Annotated in this window: 17 protein-coding genes; 14 read left to right on the plus strand and 3 right to left on the minus strand. The window is 69.6% G+C overall.

Going from position 1 to position 22,568, the window contains the following annotated elements; genetic code table 11:
- Positions 1-15: 15 nt before the first annotated feature.
- The 4 genes from arfB to VGB24_RS17040 all read left to right on the plus strand — a co-directional run bounded on the left by arfB (position 16) and on the right by VGB24_RS17040 (position 3,158).
- Positions 16-453, plus strand: a complete 438-nt coding sequence (gene arfB / locus VGB24_RS17025) for an alternative ribosome rescue aminoacyl-tRNA hydrolase ArfB (protein ID WP_331074145.1) — start codon at positions 16-18, stop codon at positions 451-453.
- 356 nt (positions 454-809) lie between these two features.
- A complete protein-coding gene (locus VGB24_RS17030; RefSeq protein WP_331074146.1) occupies positions 810-1,832 on the plus strand; it encodes a hypothetical protein in 1,023 nt (340 codons plus the stop codon).
- A gap of 274 nt (positions 1,833-2,106) precedes the next feature.
- Positions 2,107-2,346 carry a GlsB/YeaQ/YmgE family stress response membrane protein gene (locus VGB24_RS17035; protein ID WP_331074147.1) on the plus strand — a complete coding sequence of 80 codons (240 nt, stop codon included), beginning with the start codon at positions 2,107-2,109 and terminating at the stop codon, positions 2,344-2,346.
- A 32-nt stretch (positions 2,347-2,378) separates the two neighbouring features.
- Entirely contained in the window at positions 2,379-3,158 is a 780-nt protein-coding gene (locus VGB24_RS17040) for a DUF892 family protein (protein ID WP_331074148.1), read from the plus strand.
- Between the two features lie 84 nt (positions 3,159-3,242).
- On the opposite strand, the gene VGB24_RS17045 is transcribed toward VGB24_RS17040, so the two are convergent.
- Positions 3,243-3,461, minus strand: coding sequence for an MbtH family protein (locus VGB24_RS17045; protein ID WP_331074149.1), 219 nt, complete (start codon positions 3,459-3,461; stop codon positions 3,243-3,245).
- Between the two features lie 272 nt (positions 3,462-3,733).
- On the opposite strand from VGB24_RS17045, the gene VGB24_RS17050 reads away from it, so the two are divergent.
- The 4 genes from VGB24_RS17050 (at position 3,734) to VGB24_RS17065 (ending at position 7,905) form a co-directional block, all read left to right on the plus strand.
- Positions 3,734-4,915 (plus strand): glycosyltransferase family 1 protein, encoded by a 1,182-nt coding sequence (locus VGB24_RS17050; RefSeq protein WP_331074150.1) that lies wholly within the window; start codon positions 3,734-3,736, stop codon positions 4,913-4,915.
- A complete protein-coding gene (locus tag VGB24_RS17055) occupies positions 4,912-6,006 on the plus strand; it encodes a lysylphosphatidylglycerol synthase transmembrane domain-containing protein (RefSeq protein WP_331074151.1) in 1,095 nt (364 codons plus the stop codon). Before VGB24_RS17050 ends, VGB24_RS17055 begins: the two co-directional genes overlap by 4 nt.
- Before the next feature lie 84 nt (positions 6,007-6,090).
- Positions 6,091-6,816, plus strand: coding sequence for an RNA polymerase sigma factor (locus VGB24_RS17060; protein ID WP_331074152.1), 726 nt, complete (start codon positions 6,091-6,093; stop codon positions 6,814-6,816).
- An 816-nt stretch (positions 6,817-7,632) separates the two neighbouring features.
- The gene (locus VGB24_RS17065) at positions 7,633-7,905 is read left to right on the plus strand and encodes a hypothetical protein (RefSeq protein ID WP_331074153.1); all 273 of its coding nucleotides are present in this window, start codon (positions 7,633-7,635) and stop codon (positions 7,903-7,905) included.
- 95 nt (positions 7,906-8,000) lie between these two features.
- On the opposite strand, the gene VGB24_RS17070 is transcribed toward VGB24_RS17065, so the two are convergent.
- Positions 8,001-9,050 carry a Gfo/Idh/MocA family protein gene (locus VGB24_RS17070; protein WP_331074154.1) on the minus strand — a complete coding sequence of 350 codons (1,050 nt, stop codon included), beginning with the start codon at positions 9,048-9,050 and terminating at the stop codon, positions 8,001-8,003.
- Between the two features lie 35 nt (positions 9,051-9,085).
- Positions 9,086-10,708, minus strand: a complete 1,623-nt coding sequence (locus tag VGB24_RS17075; protein ID WP_331074155.1) for an alpha-amylase family glycosyl hydrolase — start codon at positions 10,706-10,708, stop codon at positions 9,086-9,088.
- A 573-nt stretch (positions 10,709-11,281) separates the two neighbouring features.
- On the opposite strand from VGB24_RS17075, the gene VGB24_RS17080 reads away from it, so the two are divergent.
- From VGB24_RS17080 to VGB24_RS17105, 6 genes are all read left to right on the plus strand, one after another.
- Positions 11,282-14,254 (plus strand): SusC/RagA family TonB-linked outer membrane protein, encoded by a 2,973-nt coding sequence (locus VGB24_RS17080; protein WP_331074156.1) that lies wholly within the window; start codon positions 11,282-11,284, stop codon positions 14,252-14,254.
- 46 nt (positions 14,255-14,300) lie between these two features.
- Positions 14,301-15,881, plus strand: a complete 1,581-nt coding sequence (locus VGB24_RS17085; protein ID WP_331074157.1) for a RagB/SusD family nutrient uptake outer membrane protein — start codon at positions 14,301-14,303, stop codon at positions 15,879-15,881.
- Positions 15,882-15,988: 107 nt separating this feature from the next.
- Positions 15,989-17,578, plus strand: a complete 1,590-nt coding sequence (locus VGB24_RS17090; RefSeq protein WP_331074158.1) for an alpha-amylase family protein — start codon at positions 15,989-15,991, stop codon at positions 17,576-17,578.
- 23 nt (positions 17,579-17,601) lie between these two features.
- A complete protein-coding gene (locus tag VGB24_RS17095; protein WP_331074159.1) occupies positions 17,602-19,647 on the plus strand; it encodes a glycoside hydrolase family 97 protein in 2,046 nt (681 codons plus the stop codon).
- Between the two features lie 71 nt (positions 19,648-19,718).
- The gene (locus VGB24_RS17100) at positions 19,719-20,915 is read left to right on the plus strand and encodes an alpha/beta hydrolase-fold protein (RefSeq protein WP_331074160.1); all 1,197 of its coding nucleotides are present in this window, start codon (positions 19,719-19,721) and stop codon (positions 20,913-20,915) included.
- A 178-nt stretch (positions 20,916-21,093) separates the two neighbouring features.
- On the plus strand, positions 21,094-22,470 hold the full coding sequence (locus tag VGB24_RS17105; RefSeq protein ID WP_414676732.1) for an MFS transporter: 1,377 nt from the start codon (positions 21,094-21,096) through the stop codon (positions 22,468-22,470).
- The last annotated feature ends 98 nt before the right edge of the window (positions 22,471-22,568 follow it).

Here is a 22,568-nt window from a genome sequence, read left to right on the forward strand (position 1 = left end):
GGGAAGCGCCAGGGGATGAACGAAGAGACGGTCCTGCAGATCAACGACTCGCTGTGGATTCCGCGCGCGGAGCTCGGCTACAAGGCCACGCGGTCGGGCGGCCCCGGCGGGCAGCACGTGAACACGTCGTCCAGCCGCGTGGAGCTTACCTGGGACGTCGGCGCGTCGCCCAGCGTGACGGAGGAGCAGCGGGCGCGCATCCGCGAAAAGCTGGCGAACCGCATCAGCGGAGAGGGCGTGCTGCTGCTGGCCGCCAGCGACGAGCGAAGCCAGCACCAGAACAAGGAGCTGGTCACCGGGCGCTTCGTGGAGCTCGTCCGCCAGGCGCTCATTATCCCCAAGCCGCGCAGGAAGACGCGCATTCCCCGCGCGGCGAAGGAGGCGCGGCTGCAGGACAAGAAGCAGCGCTCGGAAACCAAGCGCAACCGCGGGTCCATCCGGCACGACGAATAGACGGCACTGGATCCCGCAGGAGCGGAGGTGACCCAGAAGCCGGGGCTCCTGATGGCACGAGAATGCCACCGTGTCCCGGCTGGGGCGCCGTCTCCCCAGCATCTCCGCTGGACGTTCCAATCAAAAACCCTCGTAATCCCGCACGTGACAGGGGGTTAGCCCGGCGTCGCCGATCCGGAGCCCGCCTTGCGTACGGTCGATTTCGAACGTGCCACCATGGTGGCACGGTGGTGGTCGAACACGCTCACGATTCGGCTTTCCAGCAAGACAAAGCTTGGTCCGCGCGCGCCTGAGCCGACGCGCCGCGGAATCTGGGGTCCGGCTCGCTCATCCCCCTTATGACCACGGAGGCAATCATGCGATCGATCGCGCGCTGGATCCGAAGGTCCGCAGTGGCTTGGTGCCTTGGCCTGGCACTCGCGCCGGAGGCCGCCGCACAGGTGGCGCCGCGAGACTCTGTTTTCCGCTACAACGTAAAGTTCGTCTGCGGGCCGTACCGCGAGGCGAACGGCGTGATGGCCCTCGGGCAGTACTTCACCGCCATCAACGTACGGAACCTCTCGTCGAGTGAAGTGGTGATCCGCAAGCGCTTCGCGCGGTCCGAACCGTTGGAGCGCGCGGGACAGCTCTCGCCCACTTTCAGGTCGCCGCTGCCCGCTGGACGCGCACTGAACATCGGCTGCCAGGACATTCGGGACCATGCAGGCGTTCCACCCACTGCGTTCGCCGAAGGCTTCGCGGAGATCGACAGCGAGCGCCAGTTGGAGGTAACGGCGGTCTACACGGCAGGCCCTTGGCAGCGGCCTGGTCAGACGCCGTCGGTATCGACCATGGACGTGGAGGATTGCCGCGGCGTTCGGGTCGCGGTTCAGCCCTGTCCCGCCCTCCGGGACTCGCTGCACACAGGGGTGGCCAACTGGAGGGTGGTGAGTGATCCCGCCGGATCCACGCAGCCCTACGCTGCCCAGGTCGTGGCGCAGCCCCCTTCGAGCTGGAGCCAGACGCATGCGGCTCCGGCGCGGTGGGTCACGGGCCACACGGAATCGACCGGCGTGACGGTGTACGAAGTCGATTTCTGCCTTTGCGAGGACTTCGCCGACGTGCGGCTCGACCTGGCGATGCTGGGCGACAACCAGATCACCGAGGTACGCCTCAACACCAACCCGGTGACCGGCACGAACCTGCCGCAGCCCGCGGGCAACCCCGCCGGCAACTTCAACGGCGCGAACCTGGGCACCCTGAGCCTCACCACGGGGTTCGTGGCCGGCACCAATACCCTGCGTGTATCGGTCCGCAACGCCGGGGGAGCTACCGGGCTTGTCGTGAATGCCCGATTGAGAGGACGCCGGGGCGCCTGCCCTGGAGGCGCGGGAAGTTGAACCCAAGCAGTCGGCGAAGCCTCCGCGGCGACGGAGGAGGGCTTCGCGAGTTGAAGCGCCGGAGCAGGGGCCGCCTCGCGAGGGCCCCTGCTCTGCCAGCGACTGCTCGGCGGGATGACCCTGAGGAAGTAACGGCCAGGGTGCCCTTTTGCATTCGGGCGCAAAGGCTTTGCGGCGACTGCCCGATTCGGCACGGAGTCTGCGTTGAGCGGCGCCCGACGGCGGGTCCAGGGGGAGCCGCCGGGGTACACGAAAATCAGAGGGGGAGGGGCTCATGTTGTGGATGATCCTGATCGGCCTGGTCGCCGGCGCCATCGCGAAGCTCATCATGCCGGGGCGCGACCCGGGCGGCATCATCGTCACCATCCTGCTGGGCATCGCCGGCTCGCTGGTGGGCGGCATGCTGTTCGGCGGGAGCGACAACCGGGTGGGCCTCATCGGGTCCGTCGTGGGCGCACTGATCCTGCTGTTCCTGTACCGGCTGGTGGTGGGACGCCGCCGCACGCACGTCTGACCTGAACCCCAATCACCCCGGAGGCGCACGCCATGCCCGCGACGGAATTGAAGGAGCTGCTGAAGCACGAACTGGGCGACATGCTCTACGCCGAGCAGAAGATCCTTCGGATGCTCGGCGCCATGAACAGGGAAAGCAGCAACCCCAAGATGAAGGAGCGGCTGGACGAGCACCTGACGGAGACGTACGAGCAGATCGAGCGGCTCAAGCGCGCCTTCGAGGTGATCGGCGAAGAGGCCGTGGCGGAAAAGTGCCACGCCGCCATCGGCCTCAAGGAGGAGCACGACTCCTTCGTCCGCGAAGAAGAGCCGTCGCCCCCCATGCTGGAAGCGTTCGACCTGGGCAACGGCCTGCGCGTGGAGCACTACGAGATCGCCGGCTATCGCTCGGCCATCGCCCTGGCCCAGGCCCTGGGTGAGAACGAGTGCGTGGCGCTGCTCACGGAAAGCCTGCGTGAGGAAGAGGCCATGGCCAGCTTCATCGAGCGCAGCGCGGTCCGCTCGCTGAAGCTGATCTCGGCCACGATGGAAGAGGGCGAGGACGGCGAGGAGGAAGAGGCGCCGAAGCGCGGAAGTTCGTCCGGCGCCAGGACCGCCAGCAAGACGGCGGCGAAATCCAGCGCCAAGTCTGGCGGCAAGGCGGCCGACACCGGTGCGAAGACGGCGAGCAAGTCGGCGTCGGGCAAGGGCGGCGCGGCCAAGTCGGCCAGCAAGACGGCGTCGAAGTCGGCCAGCAAGTCGGCGTCGGGCGGCGCCAAGTCCGGCTCCGCCCGGAAGACGGCGGCCAAGAGCGGCGGGCGCGCCAAGGGCTGACCCGGCGGCGTGCCGCAGCGAGCGAGGCCCCTTCCCCGTGGTTCCGGGGGAAGGGGCCTCGCTCGTTCGGGTCCTTCGGAAGGCTCAGCCGAGGCCGGCTTCGGCCATCTTGTCGCGGAGGCTCTTGGGGCGCATGTCGGTCCACACCTCTTCGATCCAGGCCAGCACCGCGGGCTTGAGCCCCGGGGTGCCTACGGCGGTCCAGCCCAGCGGCAGCTCGCGGTCCGCCGGCCAGATGGAGTACTGCTCCTCGTGGTTCATCACGGCGGTGTAGATGGTCGTATCCTCGCGCTCGTCGGACATCAGAATCCTCTCTGGCAAATCAGGAAAGTCCGGCGGCGCGGACGCGGCCGGGGTTGCGCCCGCCGGAAGTGCACCCCGCCGCGGGGAGCGGGGGCGGGTGCGCGGAATGGCGGGCAGGGGTGGATGCCGGTGAATGTATGCCGCACGGAGAGGGTGTCAAGCGACGGCGGATTTTGGGTGTGCCCTTCCCTGCATCCACCCTCAGCCTGTCTGCCGCGGCACCGGCGCGGTAGATTGGCGGGGCGTTCCCGCCGCAACCCGTTCAGCCAGCCGTGCAGCCGACCGAATCCGACGTGCCGGGCCGCCGCCCCCTGAGGGTGGTGTACTTCACCGAAAGCCTGCTTCCCCACGTGGACGGCGTGTCGCGGACGCTGGCGCAGCTGTTCGGGTTCCTGGAGCGGCGCGGGGTGGAGTTCCGCGTCTACTCGCCCTTCGTGCCCGGGCCCGAGGTGTCGTGGAGCGGGCGGGTGAGGCCGGTGAAGTTCGTCCGCTTTCCCCTGTACCCCGACTACCGCGTGTCGCTGCCGCTGGGGCGGGGGATCGCGCGCGAGCTGAAGGAGTGGGGGCCGGACCTGGTTCACCTGGTGAGCCCCACGCCCATGGCGTCGCGGGCGCAGACGTGGGCCGAACGGAACGGCGTGCCGGCGGTCAGCAGCTTTCACACGCACTTCGTCTCGTACTTCCGCTACTACGGCGTTCCCACGCTGGAGCCGTTCGGGTGGTGGATGCTGCGCCGGTTCTACGCACGGTGCCGCAAAGTGTACGCGCCGTCGCACAGCATGATCGCCGAGTTGGCGGACCAGGGGATCGGCAACACCGAGCTGTGGTCGCGCGGCATCGACCTGGCCCGCTTCTCCCCCGGCCACCGCGACCCGGAGCTGCGCCGGCAGGCGGGCGCGGAGGGCGAGGTGCCCATCGTGCTGATGGTCAGCCGGCTGGTGAAGGAAAAGGACATGGCCGACCTGGTGCGGATGGACCGCATCCTGCGGCAGCGGGGAAACCAGTACCGGCTGGTGCTCGTAGGAGATGGGCCCATGCGCGGCGAGCTGGAGCGCGACCTGCCCGGCGCCTTCTTCGCGGGGCACCAGTCGGGCGAGGGGCTGGCCCGGTGGTACGCCTCGGGCGACGTGTTCGTCTTTCCGTCCACGACCGAAACGTTCGGCAACGTGGTGGTGGAGGCGCAGGCCTCGGGGCTGCCCACGGTGGTGGTGAACCGCGGCGGCCCGCCGGATCAGGTGCAGCCCGGCCGTACGGGGTTCATCGCCCGTCCCAACGACCCGGATGACCTGGCCCTGGCCGTCGAGAAGCTGCTGCGCGACCCGGAAGGCCGCGCGCGGATGGGCGCGCAGGCCCGCGCCGCCGCCGCCGAGCGCGACTGGGCCGCCATCAACGGCCGCCTGCTGGAAAGCTACGCCCGAGTGATCGCCACCCACCGTTCGCCCCGTCGCCCATGACGCCCACGGCAGCGCCCGTAAACGAGCCCGGCAAGCTTTCACGGCACCTGGACCGGGTGCTGCGGATGGCGATGTTCCTGGTGCCCTTCGGCGTGCTGGGCAACTTGGCGCTGTCGTGGTTCGCCACCGACCACGACGTGCTGCGGCAACTGGGCAGCCTGGACCGCCGCTACCTGTACCTGGCCATCGTCCTGGCGCTGTTCCCCTGGGTCACCAACACGCTGCGCCTGCTGATCTGGGCCCGCTTCATCGGCCACCGCGTCAGCTTCCGCGACATGTTCCGGGTGACGCTGGGGGCCGAGCTCACCTCGTCGGTGTTCCCCACCTCGTCCGGCGGCGAGGTGTTCCGCTGGGGGATGATGGTGCAGAAGGGCATTCCCCAGGGGCAGGCGGCGTCCATCGTCACGCTGGGGTACATCGAGGACCTGGTGTTCTTCGCCTTCGCCATCCCCGCCTCCATCATCATCTCCGAGGCGTGGGAGCTCCCCGTGCTGCGCTCCATCGGCCGGGAGCTGCGGGGCAAGGTGCTGCTGGTGGTGGTGGGGGTGGCCGTGCTGATCGTGCTGGTGCGCCTGCTGTTCCGCGCCATCCTCCGCGGCGCGCTGGGCGAAAAGGCGCGGGCGTGGGGGCTGAAGTTCGCCGGGCGCTTCAAGCGGCGCACGCGCAAGACGCGGCACGACTTCCGGACGGTGAGGGACCTGGTGATCACCCGGGGCAAGAGCCGGTTCGTGCTGGCGGTGCTGATCACCGCCGTACAGTGGACCTGCCGCTACTCGGTGGTCACCGCGCTGGCGTACTTCTTCAAGGCGCCGGTGGACCCGGTGCTCTTCTTCCTGCTGCAGTGGGTGATCTTCACGGGAATGATGTTCGTTCCCACGCCGGGTGCGTCGGGCGGCGCCGAGGCCATGTTCTACGTGGTGTACCAGGCCCTCCTCCCCGCGGGGCTGATCGGGATCGTCACCGCGCTGTGGCGGATGCTGACCTTTTACCTGAGCCTGGCGCTGGGGTCGGTGATCTTTTTGGCCTTCAACATCGCCGATGCCCGCACGCGCGTACGCCAGCGGCGCCGGGACGTTCCCGAACGTGTGTAAGTGCCAGATTAACAACGGGTTAACCAGGGCGGAACGCTGTCCCAACCCTCGACAAAAGCTCGCCGGGGCGTTAGATTCCTCGGCATGAAGACCGCAATCGACCTCAGCAAGACGGCCGCGCTTTTCGAAGCGCCCACGCACGCCCCTGGCCGGGGGCTGCGTACCGACCGTGTGCGCCTGTCCAGCATCGAAGGGCTGGACGAGGTGAACCGGGAGCGGGCGGCGCTGCGCGACCTGGCCGACGAAGAGCTGTTTACGCGATATACGCAGGGCGACCAGGCCGGTTTCGACGTGCTGGTGCAGCGGTACGAGCCGCGGATCCAGGGCTTCCTGCGCAAGCGCTTGAACGACGAGGAGCGCGTGGCGGACCTTACGCAGGACACCTTCCTGCGCATCCACCGCGCGCGTGAAAGCTACGATCCCAGCCGCAAGTTCTCGACGTGGATCCACACGATCGCGAACAACCTGCTGAAGAACGAGTTCCGCAACCGCTCCCGCCGCCGCGAGACGGCGTTCTCGGAGCTGCGTCCGGATGCCACGTCGTCGGGGGCCCCGGCCCGCCCGGTGGAGTTCGCCAGCGGCGCGGCCGACCCGTCGCGCGAGGCGTACCGCAGCGAGCTGCGCAAGGCCATCGACATGGCCATCGAGCGGATGGACGAGCACCACCGCATTCCGTTCGTGATGCGCGAGGTGGAGGACCGCACCTACGAGGAGATCGCCGAGGAGATCGGCATTCCCGTGGGCACGGTGAAGAGCCGCCTGAACCGCGCCCGCAACTCGTTCCGGATGCTGCTGCCGGTTCCGGTCTGAGCTTCGGCGTGAGGGTGTGATTCGGCCCGTCCCGGCAGCTGCCGGGACGGGCCGAACTGCGTTTGGGGGAACCGCGGTCGCTACGGTTCCCCCTCCCCCGGCCCCTCCCCCGCAAACAGCGCGGGAGAGGGGAGAACTTCGGGCGGGGTTCGACTCGGTGCCGGTGCATGCCCCTGGGAGCCCCCTCCCCCCGGCCCCTGTCCCCCGCTGCGCAGGGGAGGGGGAGACCTTAACTGCGCTTCGGCCGGCCTTGCGCACCCTACAGCCCCGAGGGCCAGGAACGGTGCGCTTCGGGGGGAATCGGCGCATGCCCCTGGCGGCCCTCTCCCCCGCAAGCGGGGGAGAGGGAGAATTCGATTGCGCTTCGGCCGGCCTCACGCACTCGACTGCGCGTGCAGTCCGCGAAGGCGGACTTCGGGCCTTTGTTGCCGCGACTTCAGTCGCCCCAGCAGGGCCACGGCCTCTGCTCCTGTGCTGCCGCCCCGCCTCGAAACCTGAAGTGTACCCCCTCTCCCACGCTGTTTGTGGGAGAGGGTGGACGAGCATAAGCGAGGACGGGTGAGGGCCTCAGCGGAGCCGAGGTGAAGGCACCTGTAACCGCTGCCGCGCCCGGCCTTTTACGTGTCCGCGGCTAGATCCTGCGGCCGCGACGGGTGTGCTGCGGGTGGGTTCGGCGGGCTTGGGCCTCAGGACGACAGGCGGTGGGGGTGCCCCGGGGAGCCGAGGCGCAACCGGACCTCTTGCGCTCGGCGAGGGTATCACTAATTTGGAAGGAACTCTTCCAATTACGAACCGCATAGGTTTCTGGAGGTGCGCGTGACGACCATGATCGCCCAGGCGAAGGACCCGGCCCTGCACCAGGCCGAAAATCTGACCGGCTTGCTCTTCTCGACCCCCAAGGACCTGCGCCACAAGGCCGAGGAGGTGCTGGGACAGCTCTTCGTACCCATCGAGGTGCTGAGCGCCGGCGAAGAGTCCGCCGACATCGTCCTGCGGCCCTCCGGCCTCGGCGAGATCCACGTGCACGCCGAGCGCGAGCGGCACTGGTACCCGTACCAGGTCACCCGTGTGGATACCGTGGTCCGCTGATCGGCGGGTCTAGCGCGGAGGCACGGAGGCCGCGGAGAACTGCAGGGGAAAAGGGAGCGGGGGATTCGCATCGGCGCGAATCGCCCGCTCTTCGTTCAGCGGAGCTGGACGACGGTGCCATCGTCCGATGATCTACGTGCCGCTTCGATGATCTCCAGGCCGGCGATGGAGTCCATCGGGTCCACGGGGGGCGGGGCGCCGTCCCGCAGCGCGGCGGCGATGCCGGCGTAGAAGGCGCCATAGTCGCCTCGCTCGGTGCGGACCGGCGTCCACTCGTCCCCGGCGCCCAAGCGGCCCCAGTCAGCCTCCGGCTCTTCGCCCCAGCCGGGGCCGGGACGCTGCCCCGCCTTCAGCGCCGCCTCCTGCACGTCCAACCCGCGCTTCACGTACGCCGCCCGCGTGCCCAGCACGCGCATCCGCGTTCCGTGCTCCGCGGCGGTGGCGCTCACGTGAAGGTGCGAGCGGACGCCGGACGCGTGGGTGAGCGCCACGAACGCGTCGTCGTCCACCCGCACCCCCGCGCGCCGCGCGCCCACCTCGGCGTAGACGTGCGTCACGGGTCCGAAGAGCACCAGCGCCTGGTCTACCAGGTGCGGTCCCAGGTCGAACAGCGTCCCGCCCGCCCCGGCGGGATCGGGGTCCTCGCGCCAGCCGCCCTTGGGCGTGGGCCGCCACCGCTCGAACCGCGACTCGAAGCGGAAGACGTCCCCGAGCGCCCCCTCCGCCATCAATCGCCGCAGGGTGAGGAAGTCCCCGTCCCAGCGGCGGTTCTGGTAGACGGAGAGCAGCAGCCCGCGCTCGCGCGCCTCGTCAGCCACTTCCCTGCCCTCCGCCGCGGTGGCCGCCATCGGCTTGTCGATCACCACCGCCAGCCCCTCCCGCAGCGCCGCCCGGGCCAGGGGAACGTGGGTCCGGTTGGGCGAGGCGACCACCACCAGGTCCATCTCGCCCGCCCGCTCCCACAGACGGTCCGCGGAATCCACCACCTCCACGCCGGGATTCTCCGCCCGGGCCTGCGCGGCGCGATCCGCGTTGGAGGTGACGACGAACGCCAGCCGCATCCCGCGCGTCGTGGCGATCAGCGGAGCGTGGAACGCAGACCCGGCTAGCCCGTACCCGATCAGCCCTACCCTGATGTCTCCCATCCCTTTACCTGTTTGGTCTGACGCGATTCTTTTCGTCAGCGACGCAGAGCAAGCTCGAAGACGTAGGTCTCGAACGGCTCCAATGCGGCGACCGGAATCCACCCGGCGAGCCGCCCGTCGCGCCTCACCGGGACGGAGGATGCTCGCCCGCCGCCGAGCAGCGGACGCGCAACGTAGCGGCCTGGCGGAAGGACGGACGCGGACGACGAAAGCGCCGCGCCCGAAAGCCGCTGCGCTCCCAGGTTCGCGACGACGAGCACCGTCTGCCCCTCCGCGCGCCGCAGGTACGCGAGCGCGGAGCCCCGGTTGGCGTCCAGCGCAATGAACTCGCCCGCCGAGCCCAGCGCCGGATGGGCCGCGCGCAGGTGCACCAGCCGGCGGTAGTGGTTCAGCAGCGATGACGGATCGCCCTCCTGCGCCTCGACGTTGGCGGTCAGCGAGTCGGGCTGCAGCGGCTCCCACGCGGTGCCGGTCGTAAAGCCCACGCCCGGGCGGCGGGCCCAGTGCATGGGGGTGCGCAGCCGCGGGTCCGGCTTGTCGGCCGCCATCCCGATCTCCTCGCCGTAGTAGACGAAGGGGATGCCGGGAAGCGTCAGCAGCAGCGACGCGGACAGGCGGGCGCGCGCTGCGTCGCCCCGGAACTCCGTCATCGTGCGCGTCTGGTCGTGGTTGCGCTGGAACGACGCCCAGCGCCCCGGCGGAATGTCGCGCTGCACCCGCCGCACGGCCGCCACCAGGCTGTCGCCACGCCCGGAGCGTACCGCGCCGAGCAGCGCGTCAGACACCTCGAACGCAAAGTAGGCGTCCAGCTGGTCGGGATAGTAGCGCAGGACCGCGCCCATGCTGTCCCACACCTCGCCCACGGTGAACGCGCCGGGGCGGATGCGCTGGATGTACGCCTGGTAGTCGCGCAGCCAGGGGTGCGTGCCCGGGCCGTGGCGCGGGTCCGTTCCCTGCTCGAAGAAGTGCCCCACCGCGTCCAGCCGGAACCCGTCGACCCCCATCTCCTCCAGCCAGAACCGGGAGATGCGCTCCGCCTCGGCGCGCACGGCGGGGTTGTCGAGCCGCAGGTCGGGCATGCCGCTCCAGAACAGGCCGTAGTAGTACTCGTCGCGGGTGGGCGCCTTGTGCCAGGTGGGCACCGTCCACCCCTGCGTCCTGCCCTGCGTGGGCGACCAGGTGAACCAGTCGCGGTACGGCGATGCGGGGTCCAGCAGCGCCGACTTGAAGTACGGGTGCTCCGACGACATGTGGTTCAGCACCAGGTCCACCACCACCGCGATCCCGCGCCGGTGCGCCTCGGCCACCAGGTGCTTGAAGTCGGCGTTGGTGCCGTACTCGCGGTTCACCTCGTAGTAGTTGGTGACGTCGTACCCGTGGTAGCTGGGCGACTGCGCCACCGGCATCAGCCAGATGCAGCGGGCGCCCAGGTCGCGTTGCGCCGCGGGATCGCCGTCGTTGATGTAGTCCAGCTTGCCGGCCAGGCCGCGCAGGTCGCCCACGCCGTCACCGTCGCTGTCGTGGAAGGAGCGGACGAACACCTCGTAGCACACTCCGCCGCGGCGCCAGTCGGCCGTTACGGCGGCGGGGGCCTGCGCGGCCAGCGGGGGCACGGGGGACAGGAGCAGGGCGCAGAGCGCCACGGCGATGCGACGCATGGTGGGTCCTGTGGGGAGGAGAGGGGGAGCGGGACGCGGATGGGGCGGATCGTAGCACGGGCACCACGCGCCGAACAAGGCCGCCATCCGCCAGCCCGCGCGCATTCGGACGGATTCGTGGACCGGGGCGCGGACCGGTCCCCGTTCAGCCCGGCGCGGTCGCTGAACCGGGCGCCGATGGAAGCTTGCAGGCGCCCGCCGCGAATTTGTAAAAACGTGTGCCAAATTCCCGCAGGCACGTAGCACCACCGCCTCCGGAACCTTTTACGATGTTGACATTCCGAGTTTGGCAGCTTACGATACAAATCATCCAGCCCGTGTTCCGCCGCACCCCGTCCCACGATCCAGTCCGATTCCGCCAGGCGAGCCAGAGAGGCTTCCGGAATGCTGCTCGTAGGACACCAGTGCGCCCCACAAGATCACGCCGGTACCGCTCCGGGCTTCCCCGCTCGCCACACGAAGGCGGCGATCGGGGGTGGATGCACCACTTCCCACCTCTGCGAGGTCACACCCATGGCACTCGGTCGTCAGTTTTTCCTCGCGCTTGCCGCCTGCCTTCTCGGGGCGGTGCCGTTGAGCGCGCAGTCGGGCACCGTCACCGGGCGCGTCGTCGAAGGGACGACGCAGGAGCCCCTGGCGGGCGCCACGGTGAGCGTGACCCAGCGCACCACCGTCAGCGGCGCGGACGGCCGCTTCACCGTGGGCGGCGTTCCGGCCGGCACCCACACCGTGCAGGCCACGCGCATCGGCTACGGCACGGTTTCTCGCACGGTGACGGTGGCCGCCGGCCAGACGGCCACCGTGGACCTGTCGCTGTCGTCGCAGGCGGTGCTGCTGGAGAGCGTGGTGGCCATCGGCTACGGCGAGCGCCGCATCCGTGACGTCACGGGCTCGGTGGCGCCGGTTTCCGAAGAGCAGTTCAACACCGGCCGCGTGGTGAGCCCCGACCAGCTGATCCAGGGCAAGGTGGCCGGCGTGCAGGTGGTGAGCACCGGTGAGCCGGGCGGCGGAAGCAGCATCCGCATCCGCGGCGGCACCTCGGTGAACGCCAGCAACGAGCCGCTGATCGTGGTGGACGGCGTGCCGCTTCAGCCCGGCGGCGGCCTGTCGGCGGGGCGCAACCCGCTGAACTTCATCAATCCGCAGGACATCGCGCGGATGACGGTGCTCAAGGACGCCTCGTCCACCGCCATCTACGGATCGCGCGGCGCCAACGGCGTGATCATCATCGAAACCAAGACGGGAGCTTCCACCGGTCCCCAGTTCCACTACGGCAGCTCCGTCTCGGCCTCGACGGTCACCCGCTCGCCCGAGCTGCTGAGCGCCACGGACTTCCGCGCCGCCGTCACCGAGTACGCACCCGGCCGCGTGGGCTTCCTGGGCAACGCCAACACCGACTGGCGCGGCGCGGTGGAGCGCGACGCCAGCGGCCAGGAGCACGAGCTGGCCATGTCGGGCGCAGCCGAGAACCTGAACTACCGCCTGTCGCTGAACTACCTGGACCAGCAGGGCGTGCTGCGCGGTTCGGAGACGGAGCGCGTGTCGGCCGCGGTGAACTACAACCACCGCATGTTCGCCGACCGCCTGAACGTGCGCGCCAACGTCCGCGGCGCCCGCACCGACGACGTCTTCACCCCGGGCGGCGTGCTGGGCAGCGCCACCGTGTTCGACCCCACGCAGTCCATCCAGACCGCCACCGGGGGGTACTACGAGGCCACGGCGTTCCCGCTGGGCCCCAACAACCCGCTGGCCGAGCTGGCCCTCGCCGTGGACCAGGGCACCACCTACCGCAGCGTCGGCAGCATCGAGGGGCAGTACCGCATGCCCTTCCTGGAAGGGCTGTCGAGCACCCTGCGGGTGGGCTACGACGTGGCCAAGTCGGAGCGGCGCCGCTTCTTCCCCAGCATCATGCAGTCGCAGGTGGAGAACCGCACCACCTGCACGCGCACCGCCACGGACCCGCCCTGCCCCACCGGCTTCGTGGACCGCAGCAACCCCAGCGAAACGGCGGGGCTGCTGGAGGCGTTCGCCAACTACACCACCCGCCTGTCGGCGCTGAACAGCGACATCGACGCCACGGCCGGCTATTCGTACGAGACGTCGCGCGGCGACCGCCCGTACTTCTACGCGCGCGGGCTGAGCACCGACCTGCTGGGCACCAACGGCATTCCCACCGCGGTGGAGAACGTGTCGCGGGTGGACGTGGACGAGAGCAAGCTGGCGGCCTTCTTCGCCCGCGTGAACTACACCCTCGCCGACCGCTACCTGCTGACGCTGAGCGTGCGCCGCGACGGCTCGTCGCGCTTCGCCCCCGGCAACCAGTGGGGCACGTATCCCGCGGCGGCGCTGGCGTGGCGCCTGGGCGACGAGGCGTTCATGGACCGCTTCGGCTGGATGTCGGACCTGAAGCTGCGCGCTTCGTGGGGCATCAACGGCAACCAGTCCATCGGCAACTACCTGTGGGTGCCCAACTACCGCATCGGCGACGCCTTCACGCAGGCGCAGTTCGGCGACCAGTTCATCACCACCATCCGCCCCACGGCGGTGGACCCCGACATCCAGTGGGAAGAAACCACGTCGTACAACCTGGGCCTTGACTACGGCCTGTTCGACGACCGGCTGACGGGCTCGGTGGAGTACTACACCAAGGACACCGACGACCTGATCTTCACCGTTCCGGTGGCGGCGGGCACGTACGTCTCGAACTTCGTGACCACCAACGTGGGCAGCGTCCGCAACGAGGGCGTGGAGTTCAGCCTGAACGCGCAGGTGCTGGATGCGCCCCGCGGCGGCTTCACCTGGAACGCCAGCTTCAACGCGGCGCACAACACCAACCGCCTGCTGACGGTGAACCCCTTCGGCGGCGGGGCCGAGCAGATCCTGGTGGGCGGCATCGCCGGCGGCGTGGGCGCCAACATCCAGGTGCTGCAGCCGGGCTCGTCGGTGAACTCGTTCTTCGTGTACCGGCACCGGCGCGACGGCGCGGGCAACCCGGTGTACGCCGACACCGACGGCGACGGGCAGATCGAGGACATGGAGCTGTACGAGGACGTGAACAACGACAAGAACATCACCTTCGACGACCGGGTGGCCATGCACGACCCGGCGCCGGACTGGACGTTCGGCCACACCTCGAACATCGGCTTCCGCAACTTCGACCTGGGCTTCACCCTGCGGGCGCAGACGGGCAACTTCGTCTACAACAACCTCGCCTCCAGCCAGGGCTACTACAACGCCCTGAACGCCGCGGGCGGCCTGGTGAACCTGCACTCGTCGGTGCGCGAGTACGGCTTCCGCGAGCCGCAGTACTACTCGGACGTGTACGTGGAGGACGCCTCGTTCCTGCGGATGGACAACCTGACGCTGGGCTACACGATCCCCGAGTTCCGCGGCGTGCAGCAGATGCGCCTGTTCGGCACCGTGCAGAACGTGTTCACCCTCACGGGGTACAGCGGCGTCGACCCCGAGGCGGGACTGAACGGCATCGACCTGACCATCTACCCGCGCTCCCGCACCCTGACGGCTGGCATCAGCTTCGGGTTCTGAACCGCGCCGGCGTGAACTCAACGCATAGACGAGGACTGATACAGCCATGAACATCAAGGCGTGCAAAACGCTGATCGTCGCCTCGGGGCTGCTGCTGGCGGCCGGGGCGTGCACCGACCTGACGACGGAGCCCAAGAGCTCCGTCAGCGGCGGAACCGTGTTCTCCGACCCCAGCTCGTACCGCGCCTTTCTGGCGAAGCTGTACGCGGGGCTCTCGGTGACGGGCCAGGAGGGGCCGGCGGGCTCGGCCGACATCTCGGGGATCGACGAGGGCTTTTCGCAGTACCTTCGCCAGTACTGGTCGCTGCAGGAGCTTCCCACCGATGAGGCCATCATCGGGTGGGGCGACCCGGGGCTGCCGGAGATGAACCGCCAGGGGTGGACGGCGAGCAACCCGTTCGTTTCGGCCCTGTACTACCGGATCTTCTTCCAGGTGGCGCTGGCGAACGAGTTCATGCGCGAAACCGCCGACGACCGCATGGCCGAGCGCGGCGCGGGCGCCGAGCTGCGCGCCCAGGTGGCGGGCTACCGCGCCGAAGCGCGCTTCCTGCGGGCGCTGAGCTACTGGCACGCGACCGACCTGTTCGGCAACGTGCCCCTGGTCACCGAGGCCAACCGGTCGGGCGCCGAGCCCCCGGCGCAGGCCACGCGGCAGGCGCTCTTCTCCTTCGTCGAAAGCGAGCTGAAGGCCATTCTGCCGCAGCTGCCGGCGGTGGGCCAGGCCGAGTACGGCCGCGCCGACCAGGGCGCCGCGCAGATGCTGCTCGCCAAGCTGTACCTCAACGCGCAGGTGTACACCGGGCAGGCGCGCTACGCCGAGGCCCGGGCCGCGGCCGAGGCCGTGATCGGCTCGGGCGCGTACCAGCTGGACAACGACTACCACCACCTGTTCCTGGCCGACAACCACACGTCGCCCGAGATCATCTTCCCGATCACCTTCGACGGCCGCCGCACCCGCACCTGGGGCGGGATGACGTTCCTGGCCCACGCGGCCGTGGGCGGCAACATGAACGCGGGCAGCTACGGGCTCGACGGGGGCTGGTGGGGGCTGCGGCTGAAGCCGGAAGCCTACGCCTTCTATCCCTCGAACGGCGCGGACCGGCGGTCATCGTACTTCGTGATGCAGAACTCCGTGACGATCAGCGACGTGGGCGACTTCTTCCAGGGGGTCGGGGCGCCCAAGTTCCGCAACATCACGTCGGCGGGCGCGGCGGGGTCGAACGCCACCTTCCCCGACACCGACTTCCCCATGTTCCGCCTGGCCGACGCGTACCTGATCTACGCCGAGGCGGTGGTGCGCGGGGCGGGCGGCAGCCGGCCGACGGCGCTGGGGTACATCAACCAGCTGCGTACGCGCGCCTATGGCAACGCCAGCGGCAACATCACCGACGCGCAGATGACGCTGGACTTCATCCTGGCCGAGCGCGGCCGCGAGCTGCTGTGGGAGGCCCAGCGCCGCACGGACCTGGTGCGCTTCGGGCGCTACACCGGCGGGGCGTACGTCTGGAGCTTCAAGGGCGGCGCTCCGGCGGGAACGGCCACGCCCGCGCACCTGGACCTGTACCCGATCCCGGCGGCGGAGCTTTCGGCCAACCCCAACCTGAGCCAGAACCCCGGCTACAACTGAGCCGGCACGGCCCCGGAGCCATCCGGGGCGCGGACTGACGTTTTCCTGCAGCTCCGCCGCCCCCGCGGCGGGGCTGCAGCCCTTTGTGGACCTGGTGGACGATCGCCATGCCTCTTCTTCGATTCCGGCCCGGCGCGGCCTGCTTCCTGGCCCTGGCCGTGCTGGCCGGCGGCTGCAAGGAGCCCGTCGGGCCCCCGCCGCCCATCGTCGAACCGCCGCCCGCGCGGCCGTCGCTGCCGCAGACGTACCGCGCCAGCGGCCACACGGCGGCGGGCGACGTGTTCGTTCACCTGTTCGAGTGGCGGTGGACGGACATCGCCGCCGAGTGCGAGGCGGTGCTGGGGCCGGCGGGCTACGAGGCGGTGCAGGTGTCTCCGCCCCAGGAGCATGCCGTCATCAGCGGCCACCCCTGGTGGCAGCGCTACCAGCCGGTGAGCTACAGCCTCGCCCGCAGCCGCTCGGGAACGCGCGCCGAGTTCGTCGACATGGTGACCCGCTGCAAGGCCGCGGGGGTCGACATCTACGTGGACGCGGTGATCAACCACATGACGGCGGGCGCGGGCACGGGGAGCAACGGCACCGTCTACACCAAGTACAGCTATCCCGGCCTGTACTCTCCGGGCGACTTCCACGGGGAGTGCGGCGTCCACGACTACGGCAACGCCGCCAACGTGCAGGACTGCCAGCTGGTGGGGCTGGCGGACCTGAACACGCTGCTGCCGGAGGTGCGCGGGAAGATCGCCGCGTACCTGCTGGACCTTTCGCGCATCGGCGTGGCGGGGTACCGCATCGATGCCGCCAAGCACATGCAGCCGGTGGACCTGGACTCCATCGTGGGCCGGGTGAACCGCGCGCTGGCGGCGGAGGGGCGCCCCCTGCCCTACTACTTCGCCGAGGTGATCGACTACGGCAACGAGGGTGTGTCGCGCACCGACTACTACGGGCTGGCCTACGCCTCCGGCGGCGCGGCCGACATCACCGAGTTCAAGTTCCGCGGCGTCGGCGAGAAGTTCCTGGGCGCCAACGGGGGACGCCTGGCGCAGCTGAACCCCAACGGGACCGCGGGGAACCAGTTCTCCGTGGGCGCGTGGGGATTGATGCCGTCGGACAAGGCCGTGGTGTTCCTGGAAAACCACGACACCCAGCGCGACGCGGCCGGCATCGGCTACCGCTCGCCCGTGCCGTTCCGGCTGGCGAGCGTGTGGATGATGGCGCAGCCGTACGGCTATCCCTCCATCATGTCGAGCTACGCCTTCACCCTGGGCTCGGGGCGCGACACCGGCCCCCCGTCCAACGCCGCCGGGGAGACCAACCCCGTGAGCTGCGTGGCCAGCATGGAGGCCGCGCAGAGCGGGCAGTGGGTGTGCGAGCACCGCGATCCCACGATCCGGCGGATGGTGGGCTTCCGCCGCGCCGTGGCCGGCACGGACCTGAACCGCTGGTGGGACAACGGCGCCAACGCTATCGCCTTTTCGCGGGGCGACAAGGGGTTCGTGGCCATCAACCGCGAGGCCGCGGCGGTGGACGTCGCCACGCCGACGGGGCTGGCCGCGGGCACCTACTGCGACGTGATCACCGGCGGCAGGGCGGGTGCCGCCTGCGCCGGCACCTCCGTGACCGTCGCAGCGGGGGGCGCGGTGCAGTTCAGCCTGCCCTCCAACACCGCGGTCGCCATCCACGCCGGTACCCGCCTTTGAACGGACGCATGAGGAGAATGCAGATGCACGCTCGGATGTGGCCCCTTCTGGTGGGCGCGGCGCTGGGCCTGAGCCTGTCCGCCGTCCCCGCGGACGCACAGGATTCGCTACGCGTCGCCTCGCCGGACGGGAAGAACACGGTAACGGTACACGTTCGCGAAGGCGGCCTGTACTACGCGGTCAGCCGCAACGGGCAGCCGGTGCTGCTTCCCTCGCGGCTGGGCTTCGCCTTCCGCGGCGGCGACTCGCTGCGCAGCGCGCTTCGCATCACCGGCAGCTCGCGCAACACGGTGGACCAGAGCTGGACGCAGCCGTGGGGCGAGGTGGCGCGCGTGCGCGACCATCACCACGAGCTGCGCGTGCGCATCGCCGAGGACCGCGCGCCCAACCGCCGCTTCGCCGTGGTGTTCCGCGCCTTCGACGACGGCGTGGGCTTTCGCTACGAGCTGGCCGACAGCGCCGGCTTCCGCGACTTCGAAATGATGGAGGAGCTGACGGAGTTCGCCCTGGCCGACAACGCGCGCGCCTGGTGGATCCCCAGCAACCGCCCCGAACCCGACCGGCAGGAGATCCTCTACTCTTCGTCGCCGGTCAGCCGCCTGGACTCGGTGCACACGCCGCTGGCGCTGCAGATGACCAACGGCGTGCAGGTGGTGATCCACGAGGCCAACCTGGTGGACTACGCCGGGATGTACCTGGCGCGGACGTCGAACCGCACCCTGCAGTCCACCCTGGCGCGCTGGGCGGACGGCGTGGCGGTGCGCGGCCGGGCGCCGTTCGTCACTCCCTGGCGCACCCTGCAGCTGGCGGACCGGCCGGAAGACCTGCATCCCTCGGTGCTGACGCTGAAGCTGAACCCGCCCAGCCGCATCGCCGACACGCGCTGGATCACGCCCATGAAGTACAACGGGGTGTGGTGGGGACTCCACATCAACACCGAGACGTGGGGCCAGGGGCCGAAGCACGGCGCCACGACGGCCAACGTCAAGCGCTACATGGACTTCGCCGCGGCCAACGGGTTCGGCGGCACGCTGGTGGAGGGGTGGAACACGGGGTGGGACCAGGACTGGTTCAACACCATGAAGGCCGACTTCTCCTTCACGCAGTCGTACCCGGACTTCGACCTGGCCGAAGTGGCCGCGTACGCACGCCAGCGAGGGATGACGCTGATCGGGCACCACGAGACGGCCACGATGATCGACCCGTACGAGCGCCAGCTGGACTCGGCCATGGCCCTGTACAACCGCGTGGGCGTCCGCGCGGTGAAGACCGGGTACGTGGGCGACAGGACGGAGCACGGGCACGCGCACCAGTCGCAGTTCATGGTGCGCCACCACCGCCGGGTGATCGAGGCGGCAGCGCGCAACGGCATCATGGTGAACGTGCACGAGCCCATCAAGGACACGGGCGAGCGGCGCACCTGGCCCAACATGCTGTCGCGCGAGGGCGCGCGGGGGATGGAGTACAACGCGTGGGGCGGCGAAGGCGGTAATCCGCCGGAGCACGAGACCATCCTCTTCTTCACGCGGATGATCTCCGGGCCCATGGACTTTACGCCGGGCATCTTCGACATCCTCATCCAGCGCCCCACCGGCACGCCCCGGCAGCCGCACGAGTCGCGGCCGCGCACCACCTTGGCCAAGCAGTTGGCGCTGTACGTGGTCCTCTACTCGCCCCTGCAGATGGCGGCGGACCTGCCCGAGAACTATGCGGGGCAGCCGGCCTTCCAGTTCATCCGCGACGTGGCGGTGGACTGGGACACCACGGTGGTGATCGACGGGGAGATCGGCGACCACGTGATCGTCGCGCGCAAGCAGCGCGGGGCAGACGACTGGTTCCTGGGCGCCATCAGCGACGAGGAGGGGCGGACGTTCGAGGTGCCGCTCTCGTTCCTTCCCGCGGGGCGCGGCTACGTGGCGGAGATCTACGCGGACGGCCCGGGCGCCAACTGGCGCGACAACCCGCTGCCGATCACGATCTCGCAGCAGCAGGTGAACTCGGGCACGACGCTGCGCATCCAGATGGCACCCGGCGGCGGCCAGGCGATCCGCTTCCGCCCGGCACGCTGATCTTCGTCCGACAGCCGGCGGACTCCATCCGCCGGCTGCCGTCCATCGCACCTGTCCCACTCCACCGCTCCATGACCGTCGTCCATCGCCACATCCGCCACACCGGCGCGCTCGTCGCCAGCGCGCTGCTCCTGGGTGCCGCCCCGGCGAGCGCGCAGCTCACCATTCGGCTGTCCGCGCCGGCGAACACGCCACCGGGGGCTGCGATCTACCTCGCGGGATCGTTCAACGGGTGGAATCCCGCGTCGCCCGATTACCGGCTGACGCGCGAGGCGTCCGGGGAGTACGCGATCACGCTGCACGAGGACGTGCGGGGCCCGGTCGATTTCAAGTTCACCTTGGGATCGTGGGAGGCGGCGGAAACCGACAGCACGGGCGCGGACGCCCCCAACCGCCGTTTCGTCGTGCCGGCCACGGGCGCCGCGACGTACGCCGGGTCGGTGGCGGCGTGGCGCGACGGGAGCCCGCGCCCGGCGAGACCGTCCACCGCGAGCGCGTCGGTGACGGTGCTCGACACGGCGTTCGCCATCCCGCAACTGGGGCGCACGCGCCGCGTGTGGATCTACCTGCCGCCGGACTACGCCACGACGGCGAAGACGTATCCCGTGCTGTACATGCACGATGCGCAGAACGTGTTCGACGACGCCACCAGCTACGCGGGCGAGTGGGGCGTGGACGAGGCGCTGGACAGCCTGCACGCCGCCGGTGACTGGGGCGCCATCGTGGTGGCGGTGGACAACGGGGGGCAGCGGCGGCTGGACGAGTATTCGCCGTGGACGCATCCCCGCCACGGCGGCGGCGAGGGCGACGCGTACGTCGATTTCCTGGCGAACACGCTCAAGCCGTACATCGACGCGCGCTATCGGACCCGGCCGGACCGGCTGAACACGGGCGTGGCGGGGAGCAGCATGGGCGGGCTGATCTCGCTGTACGCGGCGCTCAAGCATCCCGACGTGTTCGGCCGGGCGGGAGTGTTCTCGCCCGCGTTCTGGTTCAGCGAGCAGAACTTCGCATACGCCCGCGCGGCGCGTCCGCTCGGCGGCGAGCGCTTCTACCTGGTGACGGGCGCGCGCGAGGGCGATGCGCCGCAGGTGTACGAGAACGACCACCGGCGGATGGTGGATACGCTCGCCGCGGCGGGATTCCGCATGGGGCGCCAGGTCGTGGGCCACGTGCGGGAGGACGGGACGCACTCCGAGGGGTTCTGGCGGCGCGAGTTCCCGGCGGCGTACCGGTGGATGTTCGGCGGCGGCACCGACTGCCCGTAGAACTGCTTGGCAGTAGCGAAAAGTCTCTCCATCCCCAATTTTGTACGAACAACGTACAAAGGGCAGCGCGCCGTGCGCCGCGCTGCACCACATTCGCATCCCGCGCCGTCCCCCACACCCCCCTGGAGCCACCGACGTGAGCAAGAAACCGCGCCTGAAGTTCGGCGAGATGTTCAACATGAGCTTCGGCTTCCTGGGCATCCAGTTCGGCTGGGGGCTTCAGCTGGCCAACATGTCGGCCATCTACCAGCGGCTGGGGGCAAGCCCCGACGAGGTGCCCATCCTGTGGCTGGCGGCTCCCATGACGGGGCTGCTGGTGCAGCCCATCGTCGGCGCGCTCAGCGACCGCACGTGGACGCGGCTAGGACGGCGCCGGCCGTACTTCCTGGTGGGCGCCATCCTGTCGTCGATCGCGTTGTTCTTCATGCCCACCTCCACCACGTTGTGGATGGCGGCGGCGCTGCTGTGGATCCTGGATGCGTCCATCAACGTGTCGATGGAGCCGTTCCGCGCCTTCGTGGCCGACAAGCTCAACGCCAGCCAGCGCACGGCGGGTTTCGTGATGCAGTCGTTCTTCATCGGCATCGGCGCCAGCCTGGCCAACGCCCTGCCCTACATCTTCAGCCGGATGGGGGTGACGGGCACCACGGCCAGCGGCATTCCGCTGACGGTGAAGTACTCGTTCCAGATGGGCGCCGTGGTGTTCCTGCTGGCTGTGCTGTGGACGGTTTTCACCACCAGCGAGGCGCCGCCGGAAGACATGGAGGCGTTCGAGCACGAGCGGCGCCACCGCTCCGGTCCGGGCGCGCTGTTCGCGGAGATCGCCGGCGCCGTCCGCGACATGCCGCGCACCATGAAGCAGCTGGCCGTCGTCCAGTTCTTCACCTGGCTGGGGCTGTTCTGCATGTGGATGTTCTACGTGCCGACGGTGGCGACTCACGTGTTCGGGGCCACGGACCCGCAATCGGAGCAGTTCGCGCGGGGCATCGAGTGGGGTGGGCTCACGTTCGCGGTGTACTCCATCGTCACCTTCGCCGTGGCGTTCGCGCTGCCCGTCGTGGCGCGGGCCACGAGCCGCAAGGCCACGCACGCGCTGGCGCTCATCTGCGGCGGCGTGGGCCTGCTGAGCGTGGCGGTGATCCACGACCGGTACCTGCTGCTGATGGCCATGGTGGGCGTGGGCATCGCGTGGGCGTCCATCCTGTCGATGCCCTTCGCCATCCTGGCCGGCGCGCTGCCGGCGAACCGGATGGGCGTGTACATGGGCGTGTTCAACTTCTTCATCGTGATCCCCGAGATCCTGGCGGCCCTGTTCTTCGGCAGGATCATCCGTGGCGTGTTCGGGGCGGACAACCCCAATGCGTCGCTGTACATGGTGATGGTGGGCGGGGTGTGCATGCTCGTGGCCGCGGCGTGCGTCACCCTGGTGCACGACGCGGGCGACGCCTCTGACGACGACGTGATCGGCGGCGACGCGCACGAGCCGCTGACGGTGCAGGGCTCCGTGCAGCCGGTGCCCAGCAGCGGCCTCATCGATCGCGACCCGAACAGCTAAAAGACGGTTTCACGCAGAGGTCGCAGAGGGAACAGAGAGGACGCAGAGAAAAAGCCATCTTTTCTCTGCGTCCTCTCTTTTATCTCTGCGCCCTCTGC

Source organism: Longimicrobium sp. (genome assembly GCF_036399935.1).
In the GTDB taxonomy this organism is placed as follows: Bacteria; Gemmatimonadota; Gemmatimonadetes; order Longimicrobiales; family Longimicrobiaceae; genus Longimicrobium.